Genomic DNA, 26711 nt, shown 5'->3' with positions numbered 1-26711 from the left:
TTTTTTCCTCCTTACTAAGATTTTATTTGTCTTGACACTTAAACTTTTCTTTATTTAAAGAATTTTGAATTCCCTTTCATTTTAAGTATAATTAAATCGGAGTAATTTTGTCAGTAACAAATGTTACGCACGTTGTTTTTTAAAAATTTTGAGGTGATTGAATCGTGGATAACTATATTGATAGACTAGGTAAATTAAAGATATTTAAAAATTTTTCAAAAGCCGAATTGATGAAAATTTTTGGTAATGTTCGCTATTCAATTAAAAATTTTTCAAAAGGTTCCCTTATCCATACTTCTGGGGAAAAAGTTGAAAATTTAATGATCTTAATCGATGGAGAAGTTATCACAGAAATGGTTGATTTTAATGGGAAAATTTTAGAAGTAGAAAGGATAAAATCTCCGGAGATTTTAGCTTCTGCCTTGTTATTTTCAAAAGATAACTTACTACCTGTTGATGTTTTAGCGGTTAAAGATGTTGCTATTCTATATATTGAAAAAGGAGATTTGATAAGATTGTTTCAAGGTAACAAGGCTCTTTTAGTCTCTTTTCTTGAAGATATAGGCGAAAAGTTTCAGTTCGTAACTGCAAAGTTACGGGTGAATTCTTTTCATACAATTAGAGAAAAGATTACAATGTATCTTTTAAATCTTTACAATCAGCAAAATAAACCCAGCGAGTTAACTATAACTCTAACTTTAGAAGAGTTAGCTAATTTATTTGGTGTAACAAGGCCTTCTTTATCGAGGGTATTTTCAGAGATGCAAAAAGAAGGCTTATTCGTTAAAAATGGCGATAAAATAATCTTAAAGAAATTGAAGAACTGAATATGCTATAATTGTAATAACAAAAATCAAAGTAGGGAGGGAAATTTAAGAATGGAAATTTTTTTAGACACTGCAAACATAGAAGAAATCAGAAAAGGTGTTGCTTGGGGAATAGTTGACGGCGTGACAACTAATCCTACGTTGGTTTCAAAAGAGAATGCCGTATTTGAAGAAAGGATCAAGGAAATTTGTGAAACTGTAAAAGGACCGGTAAGTGCCGAAGTGGTATCCACCGATTACGAAGGAATGGTAAAAGAAGCGAGGGAAATAGCAAAGTTAAGTGAATTTGTGGTAGTTAAAATACCTTTGATCCCTGATGGAATTAAAGCGATAAAAACTTTATCCAAAGAAGGTATTAAGACCAATGCAACTTTAGTTTTTAGCCCTTTACAAGCTCTTCTTGCAGCCAAGGCAGGAGCTACATACGTGAGTCCTTTCATTGGTAGAATGGATGACATAGGAAACACCGGAATGGATATAGTAGAAGAAATTGAAGTTATCTTCAGCAATTACGGATATGAGACAAAAATTATCGTGGCTAGTGTTAGACATCCTCAGCATGTTTTGGAAGCTGGTCTGATTGGAGCAGATGTTGTTACTATGCCTTTTGAAGTACTTGAGAAAATGTTCAAACATCCCATGACGGATATAGGTCTTGAAAGATTTTTGAATGATTGGAAGAAGTATCAAGATTATCTAAAAAGCAAAAATAATTAACTTAAAAATAATAGACATAAGACGCAGTATAATACCCCAGGAAAGAACCAGCTACCACGTCCGAGAGCCAATGCACATCTTCATAGATGCGAGAAAACGATATAGTTGATGGTATAATATAAATCCACCAACTATATTCTTTCGCATATGGAGTGTATACCGACCAGGCTATTGTTGAATGTCCCGAAGGAAAAGAGGTATAAGTCGCCCCTTGAGTAAGGGAAGCAAACGGATTGAATGAGAATGAACCGTCTTCAGCATAAGGTCTTTCTCTTCCAACGACAATTTTTGTTAGCAAGGTTATTCCTCCGCTAATAACGGAAGATATAATAGCTTCTTCAGATACCTTTTTTAGTGTATAATCGTTTGTAAGATAACCAACTGTGTATCCCACCACGGGTGTTCCAACAAGAAAATAATAATCATATGTAGTTAAAAAATTGGAAATTATATCTAAATAAGAATTAGTACTTTGCTGAACAAGGCTCCTGCTTAAATCGTCTACATTTAGAGTAAATTTAACTGTGTTGGTACTTTGTTCAGTTACGGTATCTTCAGCGGTAATTATGCTTGAAAAAACAAGAATCACTACTAAGGAAAGTATAAAACGTTTTTTCATGTTAATTCCTCCGCCTTTTGATCAAAAAATGAAAAGTAGCATTACTACAAGATACCCTATTATAGCACAAAAAATGGGAATGATTATTTTTTTTATTACACTAAACATATCGACTTCAAAATATTTTGATGTAAGTAAAAGACAGAGATGAACAGGTGATAGAAGAACCCCCAATACAGAGAAAAAATATGTGGTTATCGCAACCGGCACCAAAGAAATAATTCCCGCTTCAACGAACGACAAAGCTATTGGCATTGTAACCGCAAAACCTGCCTGAGTTATTCCAGTTATCAATCCTATAATAATCGGAGAGATCATTATTATCCACCATGGACTTACTCCCCACGTAGTTAGATTGTCTACAAAATCGTTGGATAAATTTGACACAGTTACAAAATTTTTGTACCAAAAAACAAACAATAGCAACAACACAGTTTCCCATCTTATATTTAGTAGATCTTTGTAGTTTTTATGATAAAAAGTATATATTAAAGATACCGTTAAAACAACAAACCAACCAGGTAAAGAAGCAATTACTCCAACGATTATAATTAATATTGGGAGTATAGATTCAAAAAGTTCTTTCCATAATTTTTTGTCTCTTTTTAGACTGATTTTACCATTTTTGAAGTAGATCCAACCACCAATAATTGCAAATAATCCTATGGGAAGTTGTATTAGTAATAATTTTGTTAAACTTATCCCCGTGAGAGCGCTTTCTAAAATTAATGCTGGATACAGTATCCAAAAAAATTCCATACTGTGCCTGAACCAATAGTTCATTGCTGTAGCTTCAACTCTATTAATGTTGCTTTCATCAGCTATATCTTTAACCATCGGTGCAGTGAACATAGCTCCTCCCGGCATGGGTAGTAATCCTAGCATCATAGGCATCAATCCTACTGCCTGTCTTGAATTGAATAATGTTCTTATGTTTTTGGCAAACTTTTGTGAGTTTCCACTTGCTTTCATAGTATCCGATAGAAGATATATTCCAAAGATAACAACTATCACCTCGTAAAAATCACTTTGTGTAATAGTTTCTAGGAAACTACTACCAATATAATTCAAATTCAAAGAAACCAGTGCAGTTACAATTGTTGCAATAAGAATAGCCCAATGAACTTTTTTTATCAATTTTATAGATATCACCATACTGATCAAACCTGATAATATGGAAACTACAGCCAAATTTTTCACCTCTTTTTTGTTAGTGAAGCATACTATTTTATTATACCATAAAAAAACGTGCCATATTCAATGGCACGCTTGTTTTTATTACTGTCTAAATTTAGTACATATCTGGTGTTGCTGGCATTTCTGGACCTTTTTCTTCCTTTGGTTCTTCCGCTACTAAAACCTCTGTTGTTAGAAGCATAGAAGCAATCGATGCAGCATTTTGAAGTGCACTTCTTGTAACCTTAGTTGGATCGATTATTCCAGCTTCGAACATGTTAATGTATCTTTCTTTTAGAACATCGTATCCATATTTTGGATCATCTTTTTCGAGTATTCTTTCAATAATTATAGCGGGTTCTAAACCAGCATTTCTAATTATCTGCTTTACAGGAGCGTCTAAAGATTTTGCTACTAATTGAGCACCAATTTTTTCGTCTCCTGATAGCGTGTTTGCAAATTCCTCAACGGCTTTCTTTGTTCTAAGTAGCGTTACTCCTCCACCTGCAACGATCCCTTCTTCTACAGCTGCTCTTGTTGCAGATAAAGCATCTTCTATTCTATGTTTCTTTTCTTTCAACTCAGTTTCTGTAGCTGCTCCAGCTTTAATTACTGCAACTCCACCAGATAATTTAGCTAATCTCTCTTGTAATGTCTCTTTCTCGTAATCGGAAGTTGTATTTTCAATTTGAGCTTTTATCTGAGCTATTCTTTCTTTTATTGCTGTAGGTTCACCTTTTCCTCCTACAATAATGGTATCTTCTTTTGCAACTCTTACCAAATCAGCTTGACCAAGATCATTAATGGAAACATCTTCTAAGGTAAGACCAATTTCTTCGGATATTACTGTACCACCGGTTAAAATTGCAATATCTCTTAGCATTTCTTTTCTTCTGTCTCCAAAACCAGGTGCTTTAACAGCTACTGATTCCAAGGTTCCTCTCAGCTTGTTGAGAACCAACGTAGAAAGAGCTTCTCCTTCCACATCTTCAGCAATTATTACCAACGGTTTTCCCGATTGAGCAACTTTTTCTAAAATTGGAACTATAGATTTTACAGCTGAAATCTTTTTATCTGTAATTAATATATAAGGTTCTTTCATTTCAGCTTCCATTTTTTCTGTATTTGTTACAAAATATGGAGAGATATATCCTCTATCGAATTGCATTCCTTCCGTGAATTCTACATAAGTTTCAAGCGTTTTAGAATCTTCAACGGTTATAACTCCATCTTCTCCTACTTTGTCCATAGCTTCCGCTATAATATTTCCAATCTCCTCGTTATTAGCAGATATAGAAGCTACATGTGCAATGTCTTCTTTACTTGATAACTTTCTGCTAGCATTCCTTATCTGCTCTACAGCTTTATCTGTAGCCTTAGCGATACCGTTTCTCATCAATATTGGATTAGCACCAGCTGCAACATTTTTCAATCCTTCTTGAATCATAAACTGTGCTAAAACTGTAGCGGTAGTTGTCCCGTCTCCCGCAACATCGTTTGTTTTGGAAGCTACTTCTTTAACTAACTCTGCTCCAAGTGCTTCAAATTTATCTTTCAATTCAATTTCTTTAGCAATCGAAACACCATCATTTGTGATAGTTGGAGATCCCCAACTCTTTTCTAAAACTACGTTTCTTCCTTTAGGTCCCAAAGTTATTTTAACAGCATCTGCAACTGTATTAACGCCTCTTTCTAAAGCTCTTCTTGCATCTTCATTAAATTTTAACATTTTTGCCATCTTATCTCAACACCTCCCATTTTTTTAGTCTTCTACTTTTGCTAGTACGTCTTCCACATCAATGATGATATAATCCTCATCATCTATCTTGATTTCAGTTCCTGCATATTTAGAAAAGATTACCTTGTCTCCTACTTTTAAATCATAATCTTCATCTAGTTTCCCGACTTCTTTAACTTCTGCCTTTTGAGGTTTTTCTTTTGCTGAATCTGGTAGTACTATACCACCTTCAGTTTTTCTTTCTTCGGTAATGGGCTTAATGAGTAACCTGTTTCCTAATGGTTTCACCGTCATGTTATGATACCCCCTTTTTTTATTTTAATTATTTTATTTCAATTTTTATTTTTTTGTTCATTAGCAATCAAACATTAAGAGTGCTAATTTTCATATGTATCATAACACATATTAGTAAAAGTATCAAGAGTCAAAAAAGACGATTATGGGTGATTAAAGACGATTATCGGCGATTATTTTCGATTAGAAGGCTAAATCTCGTTTTTTCTCGTTTTTTCTCCAAATTGCTCGTTCTTTCTGCCTTTTTAACTTTTATGTAATTATTTTAGTACATATCTTTAAACTTTTCTGCGATCTTGACAAACACTTTTAATACTTTAGGGTCAAATTGTTCTGGAGAGGTTCTGTCGTCTCCTTCTAATAATATTTTCATGCTTTCTTCGTGTGAAAAAGATTTTTTATAAGGTCTTTCACTTCTGAGCGCATCGTATACATCTGCCACGGCAACTATCCTAGCTTCAATCGGAATTTCTTCATCTTTTAAACCATATGGATATCCGCTTCCATTGTATCTTTCCTGGTGGTAAAGTGCAATGTTTCTGGCAACTTTAAAAATTTCTGCGTCTCCGATTATATCTGCTCCATATACCGGGTGTTTTTTCATTTCTTCCCACTCAGAAACATTTAAAGAACCTTTCTTTCTTAAAATCTCAATGGGTATAAGTATTTTTCCAATATCATGATAGTACGCATATGTTTTTATCTCTTGAGCAAATCTTTCATCTAAACCTAAATTTTTAGCTATTTCGTAACTTATTTCGCAGATTCTGTTCATATGTTCTGAGGTTTCCATATCAAAACGTTCTGCAACATCACTAAGTTTTTTTAGAGAATAATTATAAGCATCAATAGCTTCTCTTTCCTCAAATTTTAAATCTATAAAAATTTCTATCAATCTTCCAAAAATTTCCATTAATTCTTTGGAGATATCAGAAAACTCCCTACTTTCTTTTGAATTTACCGAGATGTTACCTATAAATCTTTCTTTGTTGTATAAGTCCATAAGTAAACTACTTCCCAAATTGACTGCACCAGATTTAGTTAAGATATTGGTAATTTCTACTGAAAGATCTTCATTATACGAATCCAAATTATGAACCTCTTGAACGTGTTTTCCTACTTTTATAACTTTATCAATGGGCAAGGTTAAACTGTTTATTTCTTCAGTGAAACCATATGCAGCATAGATTTCCCATCGATGATCGGTTACCAGCCCTATGCTTCCTGTTTTGGCTTCTGGTATCAATTTTACTAAACCTTCTATAGCATCATTTAAAATTGTCTTTGTATCTTCACTTTCAATGAAAGAATAAAATATTTGATACATCGTTATGAGTTTTTCACTCAATGTCTCTTTTTCATTGCTAAGATCACTTATTTTATTATAGGAATCTCTTAATTGTGTATTAGCTTTGTTTATGGTGTTAATCATTTTTCTACTTCTAAAATAAAAGAAAACTAAAGTAACGATGAAACCAATCAAAATTATTATCAAAACAATAAGCATTCTATTGATACTTTTCTCACGTTCAACGCTCAAAGTAGTACTTATCCCCATCCATAAGTTTTCAATCATGTCAAATCTTTCACTTTTCAGAACTTTATTCAGGGTACTTTCAAATATTTGTAAAGCTTCTTCTTTTTTGCTATTTTTTTTTGAGGCAAAGGTTAGAGGCGTCGAATCAAATACCTTTACATATCGGATGTTAGGTTTTAGATTATTAATAATAATATAGTGTGAAACAATTCTTTCATCTTCTATAGCAGCAGAAGACAATTTTTCGTTTAACAAATCTGATATGATGTTTTCATTTGTTTTGTACTTTCTAATATCTGTAAATCCTTCATTTTTTAGAATATCTATTAAAAAACTTCCATCTAAAACCCCTACCGGATAATTTTTCAATTCTTCGTATGTTTGGTTGTTATCGTACCTTGTCATTATTAATGAGTCTATAAAAGTAACCGTCTTATAAAATTTTAAAGTATCTTTTCTTTCTGGAGTTGGCGCTATTAGTCCTATTAAGTCGTAATTTTTGTCGCTTAAAAAGGTATTGTATGCATTAGTCCAGTTTTTCACCGTTATTTCAAACGTTAAATCTGAGTTTTTTTCTATTTCGTTCAGAATATCAATCACAAAACCTTCTAATTCAACATTCTCAAGGTATACATCTGGGTAATATTCAGCTAAAATGATATTAAGTTTTTCTGAAAAAGTAAAAATAGACGCGCTCAAAAAAACTAAAGAAACTATAATATTTTTGGCTTTCAAAATATGCGTTCCCCCCAAAATTTTTTTATTTCCGATTTAATTTTACCATATTTGTGAAACTAATTAACAAATTAATGAATTTTTCTATATGGTATAATAATGGCAAGGAATATCTGGCTTTTTTTGAGTTAGGAATCAAATTAAAAAAGGAGTGATTTTTATGAGGTTCAAAAAGTTTGGAAAGACAGATATGAACGTATCGGTTGTAGGATACGGAGCTTGGGAGCTAGGTGGAAATTGGGGACCTATTGAGAAGGAAAATGGTGTTAAAATATTGAATTTAGCCTACGATAATGGAGTTAACTTTTTTGATACCGCCCCTGTATACGGTCTAGGTCAATCTGAAGAAATAGTTGGAGAATTTTTGAAGGGGAAAAAGAGAGAAGATATTTACATCGCAACTAAATGTGGTTTGGAATGGGATCAAAGGGGAAGAATTAGGAATAATTTAAAGAAAGAAAGGGTATTGAAAGAAATAGATGATTCACTGAAAAGACTTAAATGTGATTATGTTGATCTATATCAAATTCATTGGCCTGATCCCAATACTCCATTAGAAGAAACTGCAGAGGCGTTACAACAGATTTTAGATAGCAAAAAAGCTAGATACATCGGTGTGTCTAACTTTAGTGCACACCAAATGGAGACTTTGACAAAGTATGTGGATATTGTATCCACCCAAAATTATTACAACTTATTGGTTAGAGACGTTGAAAAAGAGCTTTTTCCAGTTGTTGATAAATACGATTTAACGGTAATTCCATACAGTCCTCTTGCCAAAGGGTTGTTGACGGGAAAGATTTCCAAGGATTATGAACCACCGAAGAACGATCCTAGAGCTATGGATGAAATATTCAAGAGTAGGGAGCTTTTTGTAAAAAGTGTAGAAAAAGTTGAGGAATTAAAGATTTTAGCCAATAGAATTGGAAGACCTTTATCTCAGATGGCTATAAATTGGTTATTACATCACAAACAAGTATCAACAGTTATTGCAGGTTCAAAAGATGATAAGCATGTTTTGGAAAATATTGAAGCTGGGGATTGGGAGCTTAGCGATGACATTTATCTAAAGATCGAAAAAATAGTTGGTGAATAGGAGGCAATATATGGCCATTCTCTGTGCGGGTGAAATTCTCTTTGATTTTATATCGAAATCTCCAAACAAAGGACTTGGAGAAAGTGAGTTTTTTGAAAAGCGACCTGGAGGATCTCCTTTTAATGTGGCTGTAGGTCTTGCAAAGTTAGGTGCCGATGTTTCTTTTTTAACGAAGATATCTCAGGATCAATTTGGTAAATTTCTTTTTAAGTACTTAAAAGAAAATGGAGTGAATACTGACTATTCTTTTACGGCTGAGGGGTTGAAAACTTGTTTGGCTTTTGCTGCAGTTGATGCTCAAGGAAAGGCTGAATATGAATTTTATAGAGATAATGCTGCAGACACTAGGTTAGAATTAAAAGACATAGCGAATTTGCAGTATGAAAAATTTAATATCTTTCATTTCGGTTCTATAGCTCTTATAGATGAACCTACATCGAGTACTTTGACTAAATTGTTTGACAATTTTATCTCACGAGGTTTATTAACCTCTTTTGATCCTAACGTTAGAAAGTCTTTGTTGAAAAATAGGAAAAGTTACAACAATCTTGTGGAGAGTATAATTAAAAAAGTTGATATATTGAAGATGAGCGATGATGATCTGTTTTATATAACTGAAAAAAAAGAAGTTGAAGAAGCTATTAGTATACTTTCTATCAAAGAAAGTTCTATTTTGTTTGTGACTTTAGGAAGTGAAGGTTCTTTGGTTTATAAAGATGGTATTATTGAAAGGGTTCCGGGTTATAAAGTAAAAGTTGTTGAAACTGTAGGTTGTGGAGATTCTTTCATGGCAGGCATTTTGTATAAGTTAAGGGATTTATCTAAGGAGGATTTTTACAGTATTTCTGTAGAAGAACTTGTCGACTATGCGAATTTTGCTAATAAGTGTGCAGCTGTTGTTGCTACGAAACAAGGTGCTGCGAATGCTATGCCAACTTTATCTGAAGTTAGACAATTTGAATTTTTATAAATTTGTTTTTGTATTTAATTATGTGATAGTAGTGAAGATAGAGTAATGTTGATAGTTCAAAAGTTCTATTTTTCTTTTTTAATGAGAGTTTGTTTAGGTTCAAAAGTGGCAAAAATTTTGAACGTCGTTATCAACTAAGATGTTCAAAAAAAATTTTTAATGATTTTATCGAATGTTATGTTGATATCTTTGATTATCAACTTTGTTATCGACTAAGATATCGACAAATTTAGTGAAAAAGTACTTTTAAACATTAAAGGTTGAAAAGTACGTTGATAAAATTGTTGAAAACCAAGTTGTTATAGAATTCTTTTGATTAAAAACCTTTTGAACATTCAATTTCATAACTCAAGAAAATATTTCATAACTTTTTCAACTATCAACATCCGGGGTTAGTTATTGTCAATGAAAAGGGAGGGAGTTACAATGATTAAAGTAGGTCTTCTTGGTTGCGGTACGGTTGGAGGAGGCGTGTACAATATCCTCACAACTAAAAAGGAAGATATAGAAAGAAAACTAGGTGAGGAAATTCAAATCAAAAGGATCTTGGTGAATGAAAAGAATAAAAAAAGGAAGTACGATGTAGATGCTTCATTGCTTACTGAAAACTATAAAGAGATCATAGAAGATCCTGAAATTCAGCTCGTGGTGGAGTTAATTGGTGGAGAAACCCCAACATTAGGGTATATTAAAGAAGCTATCAACCATCACAAAAATATTGTAACAGCCAATAAGTTAATATTAGCTAAGTATGGTAGAGAGATATTTCAACTAGCAAAGAACAATAATGTCAAGGTATATTATGAAGGAAGCGTGGGTGGTGGAATCCCAATAATTAAAACTCTGAAAGAGTCTATGATTGCAAATAAAATAGGAAGAATTTATGGGATTCTAAACGGGACTACGAATTATATTTTAACTCAAATGACTGAAAAATCCATTGATTTTGAAGATGCTTTAAAAAAGGCTCAAAGCCTAGGTTATGCGGAAAGTGATCCATATTTTGATGTAAGTGGTTTGGACTGTGCATATAAAATAAGTATTTTGTCTTCATTAGCCTTTGAGAGTTTTATAGATGTTAATTCAATCTATGTAGAAGGGATTGATAAGATAGAAAGGGAAGATATAGAAATAGCTGAGGAATTAGGATATACTATCAAATTATTGGCTATTGGAAAAAGGTACGAAGACAAGATGTTGGATATAAGGGTCCATCCAACTTTTATACCAAAGAGTAATCCGCTTTCAAAAATCAACGGTGTATACAACGTCGTACAGATTCACGGAGACGTTGTTGGAGATATAATGATTTACGGACAAGGTGCCGGAGAGATGCCAACCGCAAGCGCGGTTGTTGCAGATATTATGGAAGCTGCCAAAAGTATTAAATACCATATTGAAAACGAATACAGTATCGGAAGGTTAAACGGCTTGAAGTTAATTGGGACAGATGAGATTGAAAACTCTTTCTATATAAGATTGAGAGTTAATGACATACCTGGTGTTTTTGCAAAAATAGCCAAGGCTTTTGGAGATAACGAAGTTAGCATCGCTTCTGTAATTCAAAAACACAGACTTAATCCTGTTGTACCAATATTTTTACTTACGCATCCAATCGAAGAGAAAAAAATGAAAAAAGCAATCGATTCGTTGAAAGAATTAGATGATGTGATAGAAATAAAAAATATAATAAGGGTGGAGGATTTCAATGAGAAATTTTAGTTTTTGGCCGGGTATAATAAATGCTTATAAACAATACATGCCCGTCGATGAGAAAACAGAAATAATTACTTTGCAAGAAGGGAACACTCCTTTGATATTTGCAGAAAAAATTAGTAATATTTGGGATATTGAGCTTTATCTGAAATATGATGGGGCTAATCCCACGGGATCTTTTAAAGACAGGGGAATGACGTTAGCCGTAACCAAAGCGGTTCAGAACGGTGATAAAGCCATAATCTGTGCTTCAACGGGTAACACATCTGCCTCCGCTGCGGCTTATGGAAGTAGGGCAGGATTAAAAACAGCGGTTATAATTCCTGAAGGGAAAATTGCCCTCGGAAAATTGTCTCAGGCTCTAATGCACGGGGCTATAGTTATACCGATAAAAGGTAATTTTGACGTTGCCTTAGAGATTACTAGAAAGATTGCCGACAATTACCCTATAACCCTTGTAAACTCACTTAATCCATACAGGATAGAGGGGCAAAAAAGTGCAGCTTTTGAGGTATGTGATCAATTAGGTGGTAAATCTCCTGATATATTGGCGATTCCAGTGGGGAATGCAGGAAACATCACAGCTTATTGGAAAGGTTTCAAAGAATACTTTAAAGATCACAAAACAGACAAGTTGCCCAAGATGATCGGTTTTGAAGCGGAAGGCTCGGCAGCTATTGTAAAAAATCAGGTCATAAAGGAACCAGAAACCGTTGCAACTGCCATAAGAATAGGGAATCCAGTTAATTGGGAGAAGGCTGTAGAAGCCGCAAAAGAATCCGGTGGGTTTATAAATTTTGTTACCGACGAGGAGATATTGAACACGTATAAAGAATTGGCATCACTCGAAGGTGTGTTTGCAGAACCTGCTTCTGCAGCTTCGGTAGCTGGTGTTAAAAAGATGCTCAAATTGGATAAGATAAAAAAAGGAAGTAAAATTGTTGCGGTACTCACGGGACATGGTTTAAAAGATCCCGATACTGCAATTAGTGTGATACCGAGGGTCAATCCAGTAGAACCAGAAATTGGTACCATATTGAAAATGATAGGACTGTAATCAGTGTTTTGCTGTTCTGTGCAAAAGAAGTTTTTAAACAAAATAAGGTTTTGGGGTTTTTAAGGGGTTTGCCCCTTAACGTCTGGTAAAGGGGCGCTATATGTAAAGTTTGGAGTTTCTAAAGATATTAAATTAGAGAGATGCAGGAGGAAAATACCCATGAAAAAAATAACTTTGTTAATTGTCTCTTTTTTCTTTACACTCTTGGTCTTTTCTATTACAGTCACTAATCCTTTAGGTCCAACCGTCGTTCCGGTAACAGGGTTGATGGAAGATACGATAGAAGAAGAGGTAGAAATAAATGTAAGTCTTTGGAAGGATGCTAATGAAGCGGTAGCGTTGTTGGTATCCAATCAAGCAGATTTTGCCGTGCTTCCTATAACCGTAGGTGCAAATTTATACGCTCAAGGTTTAGAAATAATATTGTTAGGCGTTCACGAATGGAAAGCATTTTATTTGATAGGAAGTAGCAATGTTGATTTTGAAGATGTAAAAAGTTTAAAAGGTTGTGAAATCTATTCTCCTCATGGTCGAGGTCAAACTGTAGACGTTTTGATGAGGTATCTTTTGGTGAGAAATGGTTTGGTTCCTGATAAAGATGTAAAATTCAGCTACCTTCCTCCCCAGGAGATAGTTTCTCTGTTCAAAGCAGGTAAGGTAGAATATGCTGCTTTACCAGAACCATTTGCTACATTAGCTATAACAGGGACTGAAGGAGAAATAATTTTAGACTTTCAAAATGAATGGAATAAAATCTCAGGTTCAAAGTATGGTCTTCCTATAGCAGGACTTTTTGTTAAAAATGAGATTTTAGAAAAAGAACCTGATATCGTTTCAAAAGTTGAGAATGCGTTTTCTGAAAGTGTTGAGTGGGCTAATGCAAATTTAGATCAATCATTAAAAATAACCAACGAATACTTAACTATCCCCGTTCCAATACTTAAAGAAGCTATGAATAGATTAGTTTTTGAATATATTCCTATTGTGGAATGTAAAGAAGAAGTAGATAACTTTTTAAATACGATGCATGAACTTTATCCGGAAGGGTTGCCTACTTTACCGACAGAAGGATTTTATTATCTATGAAAACTATTTTTGGAATTGTGTTGATCGTTTTACTTTGGTACTTTCTTTCTTTTGTCATAGGTTCATCTTTTGTGTTACCTTTTCCTCATGAAGTTTTAGGCAATTTAATAAATCAGCTAAGTACACCGAGGTTTTATGTGTCATTATGGAACACGGTATGGAAAACTTTGATTGTTTTGTTTCTTTCTTCTTTTTTTGGAATAATTTTTGGGTTTTTTATGGGAATGAGCGACACGATATATGAAATTTTTAGGCCTATGCTGATGATGATACAAGCCATACCAGTGGTTTCTTGGCTTGCTTTTGTTGTATTTCTATGGGGGGTTGGATGGCGTGGCCCTATTTTAATAAGCACTATGGCCATTTTACCTAATACGGTTTTTACAACCACTTCTGGGATTAAGAACATCGATAGAAAATTACTTGAGATGGTACGGTTGTACAAAGTATCAAGGTCTAAAATATTTAGGCATGTATACTTAGCTTCGATCGTTCCGTTTGTAATTGCAGCGATAGAAGTTTCGATAGGGAATGTATGGAAAGTTGTGTTAGTTACAGAGTTTCTAGTTGGTGGAAATGGTTTGGGGGTAGAACTTGCCTGGGCTAGACAGTATGTCGATGTTCCTAGGATCTATGCCATTACTATCTTAGCCGTTATATTAGGTATAACTACAGAGCGTGTGTTTAAAATTATTTCAAGAAGGATGTTAGAAAGATGGGAAATGTACTAAAAGTTGTAAGTTTAACCAAAAGGTTTGGAGATCTTCTGGTTATAGATGGCTGGAGTCTTGATATTCAAGAAGGAGAAAAAATCGTTTTGTTGGGGCCGTCTGGTTGTGGAAAAACCACTTTTTTTAGGATCGTTTCAGGATTAGAAAGGCAAAGTGAAGGAGCTGTTGAGATCTTTGTTGATAAGATCGGTTACGTTTTCCAAGAACCCCGATTATTACCTTGGAGAACGGTTTACGACAACCTAAAAATAGTTTTAGACGATGAAAAGAAAATTAAACAAATTATCGATATGATAGGTTTAGAAGGGTTTGAAAATCTTTTACCCTCTAAATTAAGTGGAGGTATGAAACAAAGGGTGAATATTGCCAGATCTTTATTAGTCAAACCACAGATTTTGCTTATGGACGAACCTTTCACATCTTTGGATCTAAATATTAAAGTATCAATAATAAAAGATATAGAAAAGATGTGGAAGAAAAATTATTTTTCAATATTAATGGTCACCCATGACATAAAAGAGGCATTGATGCTGGGAAATAAAGTAGTTATTTTGTCTCAAAGACCTTCTAGAATATTAAATGTTTTTAATATAAATCTTTCGGAAGAAGAGAAAAGTATTTATGATAAAAACTTTTTAGAGTTAGAAAGTCAGATTACAAAGTTTGTAATGAGCCAATCTGAAGATGTATTGGTTTAAAAGCATAAAGAGGTTTGGAGGTGAAGTTTATTCCAATTTACAAACATTCAGTTTTCATTGTCTCCACAGGTAGGACCGGCACTAAGTTCATAGGTAAAGTTCTTCCTTCTATGATCGATGATTGTTATTCTACTCATGAGCCCGCTGGAGTTTTTGTGACAGATAGGAACAAATGGAAGAAAGATATTAAAAAATATGGATTTTTAAGAATGACAATAGGTCAATTAACTCCAAAATATTCTATGTATAAACTTAGTAGCGACAGACGTGCGGGAAGGGTTAACGATGATAAGGCATTAAGGTATATAGAACAAATGCGAAAGTCAGTACTTAAAGATGTTATTCCTGAGCTTTATGTTGAATCGAATAACCATCTGCATGGAGTTGTAGACTTACTTGAGAAAGTATTTCCAAACAGCAAGGTTGTATTTGTTATTAGAGATCCCCGAACTTGGATCAGATCTGTAATGAGTACGAAGGCATCCCTGCTGTATAGTAAAATAGATTTTCCTTTTTTAAATATGAGCATGAAGGCAACTGATTTCAAAGATGATCCTTACGCACAAAAATGGAAAAATATGTCGAAATTTGAGAAACTCTGCTGGTATTATAACAAACTTAATTCTTTTATTCTCGAAAAAATGAGCAGCAAAGCAAATTTTAAAGTTTTTAGATATGAAGATCTCTTGATAAATCAGGATAGAGAAAAGTATTTCAAAGAGTTTTTGGATTTTATTACCAATTTTGAAGACGGTTTTTCAAAGAATTATGAGTTCAAACCACAACTATTGAATAGAAAAATTAACTCCAGTTCTAAAAACTACGTTATCCCTCATTGGAAAGAGTGGAAAAATAAGGAAGCAGTTATTGTGGAAAAACATTGTGGACAATTGATGAAAAAGTTTAATTATGGTCAAGAATCAGAATGGCGCGAAAAGGTGGAGAAAGGATACAGGTTTGAAATTGCATGAAAATGTGAGAATAATTTTTAAGTTATTAAAGCTGAATATAGTAATCAAGCTACAACGTCGAAAAAACAGTTTCTGATGTTAATCTTTAAGACTCCCGGCGGTCATCCCTTTTACTATATATTTTTGGAAAATTAGGAACAAAACAACAGGAATTAAAGTCGACATCAAAATGGCAGCCATTAATTCGTTCCATCTAACTGAACTTCTACTAAAAAATTGGTACAAACCTTGAGTTAGTGGCATTAGCTTATCGTCTGTTATTAAAACTAAGGCTAATATAAATTGTTGACTCCAGCCAGTTATGAAAGAATAAATGAAAATAGAAACTATTGCTGGTGCAGTCATAGGGATGACTATTTTTGGAAGTATTTTAAATATTGAACAGCCATCGATTAATGCTGCTTCTTCTATTTCACTTGGTAAAGTTTGAATATATGAAGTCATTAGCCAAGTAGAAAGAGGTATAGTAAAAATCGAACCAGCTAAGATAACAGAAAAATAGGTGTTTACTAATCCTAGACTTTTCATTATAACGTATATGGGAACTAAGAGCATTATAGGGGCAAACATATTTGCATAAATAACAAACATTAAAATTGGTTTTCTAAATTTAAATTCCTTAAACCTCCCCAAAGCATAACCTGCAGGAATGGCAATAATTAAGGATATTAAGCTTACTCCGGCTCCATATACAAAACTATTTAGCAAATAGCGCGGGAGTCTGGGAACTAATTCAAAAGCTTTAGCAAAGTTCGAAAGCGTAAATTTATCTGGAAACAATGGACTAGGTACTTCCCAAGATAAATCTGAGGGTCTTAAACTTGTGATGACCATTTGATAAATAGGTAACAATAAAAAAATTATTAACAATATAGCAAAAAGCTGGACTAGAAAAGTTTTTATAATAGACTTCCAATTTTTTTTCAATTAGAATTCACCTCTTTCAAGTGTCTTAATATAAAATAAAGAAATTATTGTAACAAATCCTACTTGAAAAATTGTCATTGCAGAAGCTTTTCCAATTCCTCCAAATTTTTGGAAAAGAAAGGAAATATTATAAATAGCAACTGGTAGTGTTTCGGTAGCACTTAAAGGTCCTCCCTTAGTTAAAATCCAAATAATATCAAAAGAATTAAATGTCCATACTAACGAGAGGAGCGAAACTGTTAAGATGACAGGTTTTAGTAAAGGTAAAGTTATTTTAAAAAAAATTCTGAAATCTCCTGCTCCATCTATCTTAGCTGCCTCATAATAACTTTCGGGGATTGATTGTAAACCAGAAAGAATCATAATTATCATAAAAGGTAATCCTACCCATGCATCTACTACGAAAGTTGTTATAAAAGCTAGTGTCGGAGTAGACAAGAATGAAATGGGAGAATTAATAATATTTAGCCTTAATAAAATAGAATTTACTATACCAAATTGACTATTTAAAGTCCAAGCCCACATCATTGCAGCCATTGCCCAGGGGATTGCCCACGGAATAATGGCTAAACTTCGATAAACCTTTTTTCCATATAATCGATCACTGTTAAAAATCATAGCACCGAAAATTCCTAACACTAGCTTTAATAGAAGAGAACCTCCAACCCACAACAAACTTCTCAAGAAAGCTGATAAAAAATAAGAAATATTTGGATTGAAAAGTTTAAAATTAAAAAGCCATTTATAATTTTCTAACCCAACAAATGTTCTATTGTTAGGGTTTAAGAAATTTGCATCGTAAAAGGAGAGTTCAACTACTTTATATAATGGATAAATTATAAAAATCGCTGCTGCGATTATTAAAGGAAGCAAAAAGTATATTGGAGTACTTTTTTTCTTCGAAAGCATTAAACAAAATCACCTTTCTTTTCTTATTTTTATTTATAGGGCTCCTCTATATTAAGATGAAGAGCCCCCCAATAGCTATGGTGTTAAATCATTGTTGCAATATGGATATTATTCTGGCAGCATTATCTAATGCTTGCTTTGGTTCAGAAACATCTAATAAAACGCTATGGATTGCGTCTACTATAACTTGTTGAACAGCTTCCCAATCTTTTATTCCAACAGCTTCTGGGTAACCATATTGGATAACTTCAATATAAGGTTTCCAATACCATGTTTGAAACTCTGGCAATTCAGCTTCTCTTTTCATAGGAGGTACGAAGCCTAGAGTTAGGTCCCATTCTGCTTGTTTTTCCAGAGTGGTCATGTAATTTATAAATTTTGCGGCTAGTTCTTTATTTTTTGATTGAGCACTTATAGCCATTGAATCAGTAACTATTACTGTCGAGTAAGGAAGATCGGCATCTGGGCCACCGGGGAATTTGAGCAAGCCTACATCTACGCCTTTTTCCATTGCTGCTAAAGCATTGTGGACATGGTCTAAGTAAAAACCAACTTTTCCAGTTTCAAAAAGCTTAATTAAATCCTCACGCCTCCATTCAATAATAGCTGGTTGAGCATAAGAAGAAAGTTCCTTATAGAAATCTAAAGCACGGATGGCTTTAGAGTCATTTATAACAACATTACCTTCTTCGTCAAGAATTCTTCCACCATTTGCATAAAGATAATGTTGGAACTGAGTAACTGTAGAAATAAACTTTTGTCCAGCCATAGCAACGCCGTAAACACCGTTCTTGGGGTCATGAATTGTTTTGGCTGCGTGTAGCAATTCATCCCAATTTTTAGGTACTTCTAAATTATGTTTTTTAAAGAGATCTTTGTTATATATGAAAACTTTAGTAGACATAGCTCTTACTATTGCATAAATATGTTCGTTGTAACGTACAGTATCCCAAACAGTTTCCCAATACATATCGTATTTTTCCTGTGTAACTAAATCATCTATGGGTTCAATAGCACCCATTTCTGCAAGAGCTGGAATCCATCTGCTTCCAATATACATAACATCAGGCGCCGCGCCTACACCAACTGAGGTAACAATTTTATTCCATAATTCATCCCATCCTACATATTCCATTTCCACATTTACTCCTGGATTATCTCGTTCGAATTCCTTGGCAATGGCTTCTTGGTCTTCTATGGTATAACCTCCACCTATAGGGACTAGTACTCTTAGAGTTTCATCCGAAAAAGCAAATATAGCTAATAAGAGCATCACTGATAATACTACAAAAACTAACCCTTTTTTCATATTACCCCTCCTCAACAAAATATTTATTAACACAGTGTAACTAAAAGTCATAGTTATTCATATTAAAATGCTTTATTTGATTATATATAAATTAACAAGGAATGTCAAGTCGAAAAAAACGCAATTATTAGTGATTAGACACAATTATGGATGTTTAAATACAATTAAAAGCGAAATCCTTAGTTTTTCTTTTTTATAGGAGGAGAGAGATTAATTTTTTTCTTATCACGCAATTTCAGAAATTTTTAAAACAATTTTAATTATTAGGTGTTGTATTAATTAAAAATATAAGTTATAATATTGTAGTGTAAATTATGCTTTATTTAATCATAAAAAACTAATTTATTTGCTTTTTTATGATTATATTGCTAAAAAATCTCTCGAAGGAGGAGTTAGATGTTCACTGTTGAAAAAGAAATAAAAGAACAGACAAAAAGTATAGAAAGTACATATATTGCGACAAAAAGGTTTGTTGAAGAAAGAGGATTACCAAGTTTCTTGTTCGAATCTGATATAGTCTATTTTATAGGTTGTGGAACTTCTTTCTACGTAGCCATTTTTTTGAGTAAATACTTCACTTTAAAAACTGGTATTGAATCAAAAGCTCTTCCAGGGGGAGAAATTCATGGTGCTTTTGAAGAAAATATTGGCAGACATTATTTAAAAAGAGCTGGAGTACTTATTTCTAGGTCCGGAGATTCCACGGACACTGTTTTAGCATGCAGAAAGTTCAAAGAGAATAATTTAAAAACTCTTGGGATTACACTGAATAAAGATAGTTCATTAAGCGAAGTTTCGGATGAAACCCTCATACTTCCAATTAATGAAGAAGGAATTGTCATGACTAAATCTTTTACCTCTATAATTCTCTCTTTTCAAATGTTAGTAGATATAAACCTTAATGAAGATATATCAAAATATGCAAAAGTTTTTGGTAAGATAGATGAAATAATAAAAGTTTTTGAGAACGAGATAACAAAAATTAATTTAATTAGATTTAAACATTTTGTTTTTTTAGGATTAGGGATGTATGAAGGACTGGCTCGAGAAGCTTCTCTCAAGCTAGAAGAAATGTCTTTAAGTTTTACAGAAGCTTTTTCATCTTACGAATACCGCCATGGGCCAAAATCATTGGCAGATGATAAAACCTTGGTTTGCATTTTTGGAGAAGATGAAGAAAATAATCAAACGCTTGAAAAAGAGCTTCGTGACCTTGGTTCTACCGTTATAAATTTAGGAAAATTATTTAAAAAAACGAACATTCCTTCTAAAAATGTTGCGTTCTTGCAGATTCTATTTGCTCAAATTTTAGGTTTGAGAATAGCTAAAAATAAGGGTATAAATGTAGATAGACCCAGGAACTTAGATAAAGTAGTGAAATTTTAAGCTTTTACATATACAGTAGAATCAAAATTAATAAACACATATTTATAAATATATGTGTATTAATTAATCCGTTTTGGAGGAAAATGATGGAGAAATTGTACTTAGGAATTGATGGTGGAGGTACAAAAACATTAGCTGTTTTAGTAGATAGTAAGGGGAATTTAATAGATTTCAAAAAAACAGGGCCCACAAATATAATGGAGTGTGGGAAAAAGAAATTTCTTAAAAATTTGAATGAAATCTCTGTAATTTTAAAGAAAATAGACAAGGATACTGTAAAATCATGTTTTGGTATGTCTGCTATTGGTGAGTATAGAGGATTAGAGTATAGATTAAAAAAATTAATACAAAGCCAACTTGGGATAATTCCCAACTTATTAGTTAACGATGTGGTGATTGCTTGGGCAGGAGGTTCTTTAGGAAGAGATAGTATTCATGCAGTTTGTGGAACGGGAAGCATTATATATGGAAAACACAAAGAAAAAGATGTAAGAGTAGGAGGCTGGGGACCATTAATTGGAGATGAAGGAAGTGGTTATTACATTGGTATAGAGACATTGAGAGAAGTAACCAAGCAATTGGATGGGAGAGTCCCAAAAACCCTTCTAACAGAACTGATATTTAAAGAAATGAAGTTTGAGAGTAAGTATGATCTCTTAGAATGGATAAAAAATTTAGGTAAAAATTTTAGGCATGAAATTGCATCAATATCTTATTTAACTTCCAAAGCAAGTAGTGTAGGGGATAATTCTTCCAAGTTTATATTAGAAAAAGCAGCAAAAGAATTATCATTATCCGTGTTATCCGCGATAAGACTTTTAAAATTTGATCCTAACCCTGTTATTACCTACAGTGGAGGAATAATAGAAAACATTCCAGTATTTTATAAATATTTTTTTAATTACATTCGGCAGAAAATTCCCACAGCGGATATAAGAGCAGTTAAATTTTGGCCAGTCTTTGGAGCATTAATTTTATTAAAAGAAGAAGTGGATGCTAACTTTCTTCAAAATCTTAAAAATTCAGAAGAAACAATAAAAAAAGAATTAAAAAAGGGAGAATAAAAATGCTTTCAGATGAGAGAAGGAAACAAATATTTGATTATATTAAAAGAAAAGCGAGTGTAACTACTAAAGAATTAGAAAACCAATTCGAAGTCTCAGGAAGCACGATAAGAAGGGATTTAAATTATTTAGCTTCAAAAAAATTGATAATTAAAACTCATAAAGGGGCTATATTGAACGTTCCTCAAGCAGAAACTAGTTTCTACACTAATTATAATTATATGACCTTAGAAAAAAAAGAGATTGCTAAAAAAGCCATGAATTTTATTCGGGATGGTGATTTTATATCTTTAAGCGGAGGCACTACTTGTTACTTTTTGGCGAAAGAGATTGTTGCGTCCAATTTGGCAGAATTAACTATTTTAACAAACTCATTAAATGTTGCGTTGCTTATAATTGATTCAAATAAATATTTTCAAGTAATAGTTTCAGGAGGGATACCAAAAAAGGGCAGTTATGAATGTGTAGGACAAATAACGATATCAGCTATAAGAAATTTTAATATAGACAAATATTTTGTAGGTGTAAATGGCATATCAATATCGGGGGACATCTCTTTTACTTTCATGGATGAAGCAGCAATTGCTCAAGAAATAAACAAAAATGCAAAAGAAACATATGTTATTTCAGATCATTCAAAATTTGGTAAAAGTAATATGGTAAAGTTTGCGAAATTAGATGAGGTTACAGGAATAATTACTGATTCTCAAATACCTGAAGACGTAAAACGATTATATCTAGAAAAAGGTGCCAATATAATTTAAATTATAGGCTTAATAATTGATTATAATCTTTTATAAAACCCAAATTATCAATAAAGTAATTAAAAGCTACGGTCACAAAGCATAAAACCTTAGAAGGTCTTCCTTCTAAGGTTTTATGCTTTGTTATCACTTCCAAGAAGCCTTATTTTTTCTTTAACGGTTTCAACTACTGCATTCGCAGCTGATTCTAGAAGTTTTATTTGATCCCTCAACTCTGGATTATCTTTTAAAATTTCACGGATTTTTTCCATATAAACAGTCTTTAATATAGTTCCTATATTCACTTTTGAAAATTTTGTTTTTGAAATTCTTATTAAATCTTCATTTTTAACACCACTTGATCCATGTAAAACAAGAGGGACATTCAAAATGTTCGATAACTTTTCAACAAGATCAAAACGGATATTAGCTTCTTGTTTTTGCATTGCATGAGCAGTTCCTACTGCCACGGCAAGTGCATCAACTTGAGTTGCATCAAAAAAACTTTCAGCTATTTCTGGATCCGTTAATATTTCTTTTGCTTCTTTGCCTTCTTCACTTTTACCGACTCTTCCGATTTCTGCCTCAACGTTTATTCCCAAAGCGCGTGCTACTTTTACCACAAATTTTGTATTCTTTATGTTTTCTTCGATATCAAGTAAAGAACCATCGTACATCACCGATGTGAACCCCTTAGTCATTGCTTGAAGAATTAAATTAATATCAGTAGCATGATCTAAATGAGCTACAACGGGTATAGATGTATTTTTAGCCAAAAATTTAACTATTTCTATGCTCAAGTCTAAACCCAAGTGTCTGATGCAACTACCTGATGCCATTAAAATTACAGGAGATTTGAGCAATTCAGCTCCTTTGACTATAGCTTTGGCATCTTCATAAGTATGAAAATTGAAGCCAGGAACAGCGTAACCTCCGTTGTATGCTGGGACTAAAACATCATTCAAATTAACTAGTGGCATTTTAACTCCTCCTCGTGTTATTTTTTGGGAAAATTTTATTCTAAGATATCTGTTATTCTATTTCTTTTTACTTTTTCATATAACTGAGAAATTCTCTCAAAAGAATCTAATAAAGGTTTTTTAATTTTTGGTATTGGTTCTACCTTAGTTATATTTAAGTTTTCTGAAACATTACTTAAGGTGACCATGTCATTACTTCCAATAACTGAGGCTATGGAAGCACCTAAAGCAGTAGTTTCAGGAGTACTAAAGATATATATATATTTTTCTAAAAGCGTTGCTTTGTAATTCATAAAAGTTTCATTTAACGTATTTCCACCTGAAGCAATATATATAGAGTCTGAAGATATAAATCTCTCTAGAGAATCATATATCATTTTACTCATTGCACAAAGGTAAATATAAGCACTTTGAACAATTTCAGGAGGATTTATGTTGAGAGAGGCATTTAAAATATTTAAACGAGACTTTTGTTCCCCAGCAATAAGGTCTCCTCCTCCAATGAAATAAATTTTTTCTTCTATTTTCCCCATTTTTTCTATTTCTTCGTTGATTTTTTTGAAATTAACAGAATTGGGAGTAATATTAATAAGTTTCATAATCCATTCTAAAAATTTTCCATAATATTTGATGGAATTTTCAAGATAATATTGGTTATCTTCAAAAGCAGCCCCTAAAATTCCAGTAGGTTCCATAAAAGGCTTTTCAAAGTGGAGTTCATTACTTTTTTCATACGCTAGAGCAGCTATAACAGAAGCTGATCCCATTGAATCATATACAATATTTTCTGTATTTAGAATCTTACTGATCCCATATAGACCTGTAAAATGGTCATGCCCTCCCAAGAATATAGGAATTCCTTCATTATTTTTGCCAATGTAGTTCGAAGTATAAGCTAATTGTCCTAATTGCACTTTTAAACCAACAACGTCTAAAAGTTCGTCTATCCATTTTCTTTGGTGTACATCAAAAAACAAAGTTCTACATGCTTGTGTAATGTCCCAAATGGCTTTACCTGTGTATTTATAAACAAAATATGAGGATAAAGGTAGCCAATAGTCAGGTTCTTCAAAATTTAGATGTTTTTTCATCCATAATATTTTATATATAGAATAGGTATAGCTTTTCTTTAAACCACTGATTTTGTATGGAGCATATTTAACAACTAACGGCTCAATTTCTTTCATTATATCAAGTGTACATTCCTCATACCACATGAGTGGTTCATGAAGGGAGAAGCCTCCTTTTACTGGTACAACACTTTCTCCAAAACTTGAAAATGACATTCCTTGAATTAAGTAAAAATTTTTTAAATCTTTTAAAACCTCGTCTATTAAATTTTCTAGTTGGAAAAGATTTACATATTCAACGTTATTGATAAATATTCTTGGAGTTTCAATTTTAATTAGATCTAATATTTTTCCATTTTTTCCTAAAATGAGAACTTTTGAATTCGTGGTTCCAATATCTATTCCAACGTAAACTTTTTCTTTCATAATACCACCTTTTTAATTTCTACATTTTTTAATTGGTCTTTGAAATCTTGCTTATTGAAAATCGCAGCTCCATAGTGTAAAGTATTGGCTATTCCACAAGCTGTAGCTATTTTAAGACATTCTTCTAGAGGAAATTTTTTTTCTTTTCCATAAAGATAACCTGCAAAAAAAGAATCTCCAGATCCCACTGAATAATCAGAGAATATCTTTTTAGGAGTTGCTTTAATAAGTATTTCATCAAAGAAACCCCAACTTCCTTCTTTTCCATGGGTAATTATTAATTCTTTTATATGATTCTTTTTTCTAAATTCGTTTACTTTGGATGTTTCTTTAATATCGATATCAAAAGCAACTTTAAGTTCATCTGAATTAATTTTTAAAATATCTGGTGGTGAAGACTCAACAATTTCTTTCAACCATGTGCCGCCAATGTCAACATCTATTTCACAATTCTTTTTTTTTGCAAAATTTATTAGTTCCATTAAATGATAACTTTCGAATCTTTGAGGGGCGCTTCCAGATATTATAAGTTTATCATCCTCTTTCAGATTTTGCTGAAAAAAAGATATAAACTTGTTTATTTCAAGGTTTGTAATATGTGGACCGGGTTCGTTTATCATTATCATTCTTTTTTCATATTCAAAAACAACAGCTGTGTTAATTCTGTTTTCTTCTTCGATCCAGAAAAATTTTGATTTTATCCCTTCTTTTCGGCTACCTGATTCAATGATTTTGCCTACTTCACCACCCACTATATTTAAACAAAGATAGTCTTTGAATCCTAAAGTATTGAAAACTCTTCCTATATTTAAACCCTTTCCATCAACAAGTTTAACAACTTTATCACCCCTTAACACATTTGGAATAGGGGATTCTTTTTCTATTATCACCCAGTGATCATAGCATGGGTTTAAATTGAGTACACAAACACTAATAACTATCCTCTCCTTCTTCATATACGTAATTTAGAACATTTTCGGCAGTTTTTTGATCGGTAATCAAAACATCTACTAGTTTACCTCTTAATAGTCCTATAATACTCTCGACTTTATGCAAGCCTCCTGCTACCACAATCTTCAATTTAGCTTTTTTATATTGATTAATAGAAATATTGATTATATCTTCAATAAATTCCAAATCATATACATTACCTTGAATATCAAAATAGTGAGTTAGTATATCCCCCACTATATTTAATTGTTCTAACTGGTTAATGTATTTCCCTTCTATAACATTTTGTCGGAAAAGCGGAGACCTAGATATAGAATATCCAACACTAGCAATAACTACATCCAGTTTTTCCCAAAAATTTACTATTTTCTTATACTCCGAACTGCTTGTAATGTTTTCTTTTATTCCTTTTTCTAAGATAAAAGGCAAATAAATTAAAGTAAATTTAGAATTCAAATTTTTAGCAAAGCTTTGGACTATGTAATTAATGTTAAATCTCTCATCAGAAATCTTAGAGATTCCTCCAGAAAGAGGAACAACGTTCCATTCATTTTTAAGAGAAAAGTCATATGTAAGTGCTAATTTGGTCATAGTATTACCCCATCCAATACCGACATTGTAAGGCTCATTAGGTAGCTGAGAAGAAATGTATTCTCCCGCTACTTGGCACATTGAATATAATAGCCTTTCTGGATTACTGTAACTAGGAGCCAAAAGCAATTTATTTAATCCAAAGATATTATTAAATAGTTCTTGATATTTTTTTTGGTTTTCATTTGAGATTTCGGGAGGTGTAATTTCAATTTTAACAATACCTCTCTCTGACGCAAGTTTTAAGTATTTACTAACTTGTACTCGAGATACCCCTAATTCTTTTGCTATTTCTTTTTGAAGTTTTTTATTAATATAGTAATCCACAGCGACGTCAAATAATAATTTGTCATCAATCATTCTAATTTTACCCTCTCTTATATTATT

At 32.7% G+C, this 26711-nt stretch carries 25 protein-coding genes; 13 read left to right on the top strand and 12 right to left on the bottom strand.

The window, feature by feature from the left end:
* Positions 1–164 precede the first annotated feature (164 nt).
* Positions 165–827, top strand: a complete 663-nt coding sequence (locus X927_RS08745) for a Crp/Fnr family transcriptional regulator (RefSeq protein ID WP_103077693.1) — start codon at positions 165–167, stop codon at positions 825–827.
* Positions 828–878: 51 nt separating this feature from the next.
* Positions 879–1544 carry a fructose-6-phosphate aldolase gene (gene fsa, locus X927_RS08740; protein ID WP_103077692.1) on the top strand — a complete coding sequence of 222 codons (666 nt, stop codon included), beginning with the start codon at positions 879–881 and terminating at the stop codon, positions 1542–1544.
* A gap of 1 nt (position 1545) precedes the next feature.
* Here the strand turns inward: fsa and X927_RS08735 are convergent, their stop codons facing one another.
* From X927_RS08735 to X927_RS08715, 5 genes are all read right to left on the bottom strand, one after another.
* Positions 1546–2163: a phosphatase PAP2 family protein gene (locus X927_RS08735; protein WP_103077691.1), complete on the bottom strand. Its 618-nt coding sequence runs from the start codon at positions 2161–2163 to the stop codon at positions 1546–1548.
* Between the two features lie 21 nt (positions 2164–2184).
* Complete coding sequence (locus X927_RS08730) at positions 2185–3363, bottom strand: DUF401 family protein (protein WP_245855515.1); 1179 nt, start codon at positions 3361–3363, stop codon at positions 2185–2187.
* 91 nt (positions 3364–3454) lie between these two features.
* Positions 3455–5077, bottom strand: coding sequence for a chaperonin GroEL (gene groL / locus X927_RS08725; RefSeq protein WP_103077689.1), 1623 nt, complete (start codon positions 5075–5077; stop codon positions 3455–3457).
* Positions 5078–5101: 24 nt separating this feature from the next.
* Positions 5102–5371: a co-chaperone GroES gene (gene groES / locus X927_RS08720; protein WP_012208976.1), complete on the bottom strand. Its 270-nt coding sequence runs from the start codon at positions 5369–5371 to the stop codon at positions 5102–5104.
* A 265-nt stretch (positions 5372–5636) separates the two neighbouring features.
* Positions 5637–7643 carry an HD domain-containing phosphohydrolase gene (locus X927_RS08715; RefSeq protein ID WP_146026602.1) on the bottom strand — a complete coding sequence of 669 codons (2007 nt, stop codon included), beginning with the start codon at positions 7641–7643 and terminating at the stop codon, positions 5637–5639.
* Between the two features lie 160 nt (positions 7644–7803).
* Between X927_RS08715 and X927_RS08710 the strand changes: the two genes are divergently transcribed.
* The 8 genes from X927_RS08710 to X927_RS08675 all read left to right on the top strand — a co-directional run bounded on the left by X927_RS08710 (position 7804) and on the right by X927_RS08675 (position 15968).
* Positions 7804–8739 carry an aldo/keto reductase gene (locus tag X927_RS08710; RefSeq protein WP_103077687.1) on the top strand — a complete coding sequence of 312 codons (936 nt, stop codon included), beginning with the start codon at positions 7804–7806 and terminating at the stop codon, positions 8737–8739.
* A gap of 10 nt (positions 8740–8749) precedes the next feature.
* Positions 8750–9709, top strand: coding sequence for a carbohydrate kinase family protein (locus tag X927_RS08705; protein ID WP_103077686.1), 960 nt, complete (start codon positions 8750–8752; stop codon positions 9707–9709).
* Between the two features lie 426 nt (positions 9710–10135).
* Entirely contained in the window at positions 10136–11431 is a 1296-nt protein-coding gene (locus X927_RS08700) for a homoserine dehydrogenase (RefSeq protein ID WP_103077685.1), read from the top strand.
* Positions 11418–12482 (top strand): threonine synthase, encoded by a 1065-nt coding sequence (gene thrC, locus X927_RS08695; RefSeq protein WP_103077684.1) that lies wholly within the window; start codon positions 11418–11420, stop codon positions 12480–12482. Before X927_RS08700 ends, thrC begins: the two co-directional genes overlap by 14 nt.
* A gap of 159 nt (positions 12483–12641) precedes the next feature.
* Positions 12642–13568 (top strand): ABC transporter substrate-binding protein, encoded by a 927-nt coding sequence (locus X927_RS08690; protein ID WP_103077683.1) that lies wholly within the window; start codon positions 12642–12644, stop codon positions 13566–13568.
* Positions 13565–14299: an ABC transporter permease gene (locus X927_RS08685; protein WP_103077682.1), complete on the top strand. Its 735-nt coding sequence runs from the start codon at positions 13565–13567 to the stop codon at positions 14297–14299. The genes X927_RS08690 and X927_RS08685 overlap by 4 nt, the downstream gene beginning before the upstream one ends.
* Positions 14284–14997, top strand: coding sequence for an ABC transporter ATP-binding protein (locus X927_RS08680; protein ID WP_103077681.1), 714 nt, complete (start codon positions 14284–14286; stop codon positions 14995–14997). The genes X927_RS08685 and X927_RS08680 overlap by 16 nt, the downstream gene beginning before the upstream one ends.
* A 20-nt stretch (positions 14998–15017) precedes the next feature.
* Positions 15018–15968 (top strand): sulfotransferase, encoded by a 951-nt coding sequence (locus X927_RS08675; protein ID WP_169925213.1) that lies wholly within the window; start codon positions 15018–15020, stop codon positions 15966–15968.
* A 78-nt stretch (positions 15969–16046) separates the two neighbouring features.
* Here X927_RS08675 and X927_RS08670 read toward each other — a convergent pair whose 3' ends face one another.
* From X927_RS08670 to X927_RS08660, 3 genes are all read right to left on the bottom strand, one after another.
* A complete protein-coding gene (locus X927_RS08670) occupies positions 16047–16895 on the bottom strand; it encodes a carbohydrate ABC transporter permease (protein ID WP_103077679.1) in 849 nt (282 codons plus the stop codon).
* A complete protein-coding gene (locus tag X927_RS08665; protein WP_103077678.1) occupies positions 16896–17804 on the bottom strand; it encodes a carbohydrate ABC transporter permease in 909 nt (302 codons plus the stop codon). It abuts the gene before it with no gap.
* 88 nt (positions 17805–17892) lie between these two features.
* On the bottom strand, positions 17893–19113 hold the full coding sequence (locus X927_RS08660) for an ABC transporter substrate-binding protein (RefSeq protein ID WP_169925212.1): 1221 nt from the start codon (positions 19111–19113) through the stop codon (positions 17893–17895).
* Between the two features lie 396 nt (positions 19114–19509).
* Here X927_RS08660 and X927_RS08655 point away from each other — a divergent pair, with 396 nt between their 5' ends.
* The 3 genes from X927_RS08655 (at position 19510) to X927_RS08645 (ending at position 22327) form a co-directional block, all read left to right on the top strand.
* A complete protein-coding gene (locus X927_RS08655; protein ID WP_103077676.1) occupies positions 19510–20499 on the top strand; it encodes an SIS domain-containing protein in 990 nt (329 codons plus the stop codon).
* 86 nt (positions 20500–20585) lie between these two features.
* Entirely contained in the window at positions 20586–21563 is a 978-nt protein-coding gene (locus tag X927_RS08650) for a BadF/BadG/BcrA/BcrD ATPase family protein (RefSeq protein WP_169925211.1), read from the top strand.
* A gap of 2 nt (positions 21564–21565) precedes the next feature.
* The gene (locus X927_RS08645; protein ID WP_103077674.1) at positions 21566–22327 is read left to right on the top strand and encodes a DeoR/GlpR family DNA-binding transcription regulator; all 762 of its coding nucleotides are present in this window, start codon (positions 21566–21568) and stop codon (positions 22325–22327) included.
* A gap of 113 nt (positions 22328–22440) precedes the next feature.
* Here X927_RS08645 and X927_RS08640 read toward each other — a convergent pair whose 3' ends face one another.
* Genes X927_RS08640 through X927_RS08625 form a run of 4 tightly spaced genes read right to left on the bottom strand, consistent with a single transcriptional unit; the run spans position 22441 to position 26684 of the window.
* The gene (locus X927_RS08640) at positions 22441–23286 is read right to left on the bottom strand and encodes a class II fructose-bisphosphate aldolase (protein ID WP_103077673.1); all 846 of its coding nucleotides are present in this window, start codon (positions 23284–23286) and stop codon (positions 22441–22443) included.
* 35 nt (positions 23287–23321) lie between these two features.
* Positions 23322–24782 (bottom strand): FGGY-family carbohydrate kinase, encoded by a 1461-nt coding sequence (locus X927_RS08635; RefSeq protein ID WP_103077672.1) that lies wholly within the window; start codon positions 24780–24782, stop codon positions 23322–23324.
* Positions 24779–25738 (bottom strand): 1-phosphofructokinase family hexose kinase, encoded by a 960-nt coding sequence (locus X927_RS08630; RefSeq protein WP_103077671.1) that lies wholly within the window; start codon positions 25736–25738, stop codon positions 24779–24781. The genes X927_RS08635 and X927_RS08630 overlap by 4 nt, the downstream gene beginning before the upstream one ends.
* The gene (locus tag X927_RS08625) at positions 25713–26684 is read right to left on the bottom strand and encodes a sugar-binding transcriptional regulator (protein WP_103077670.1); all 972 of its coding nucleotides are present in this window, start codon (positions 26682–26684) and stop codon (positions 25713–25715) included. The genes X927_RS08630 and X927_RS08625 overlap by 26 nt, the downstream gene beginning before the upstream one ends.
* Between the last annotated feature and the right edge of the window lie 27 nt (positions 26685–26711).

Origin of the sequence: Petrotoga mexicana DSM 14811, assembly GCF_002895565.1 — a bacterium.
GTDB classification, from domain to species: Bacteria; Thermotogota; Thermotogae; order Petrotogales; family Petrotogaceae; genus Petrotoga; species Petrotoga mexicana.
The sequence above is the reverse complement of the archived record's forward strand: the minus strand, read 5'-3'. Positions and strand labels throughout refer to the sequence as shown.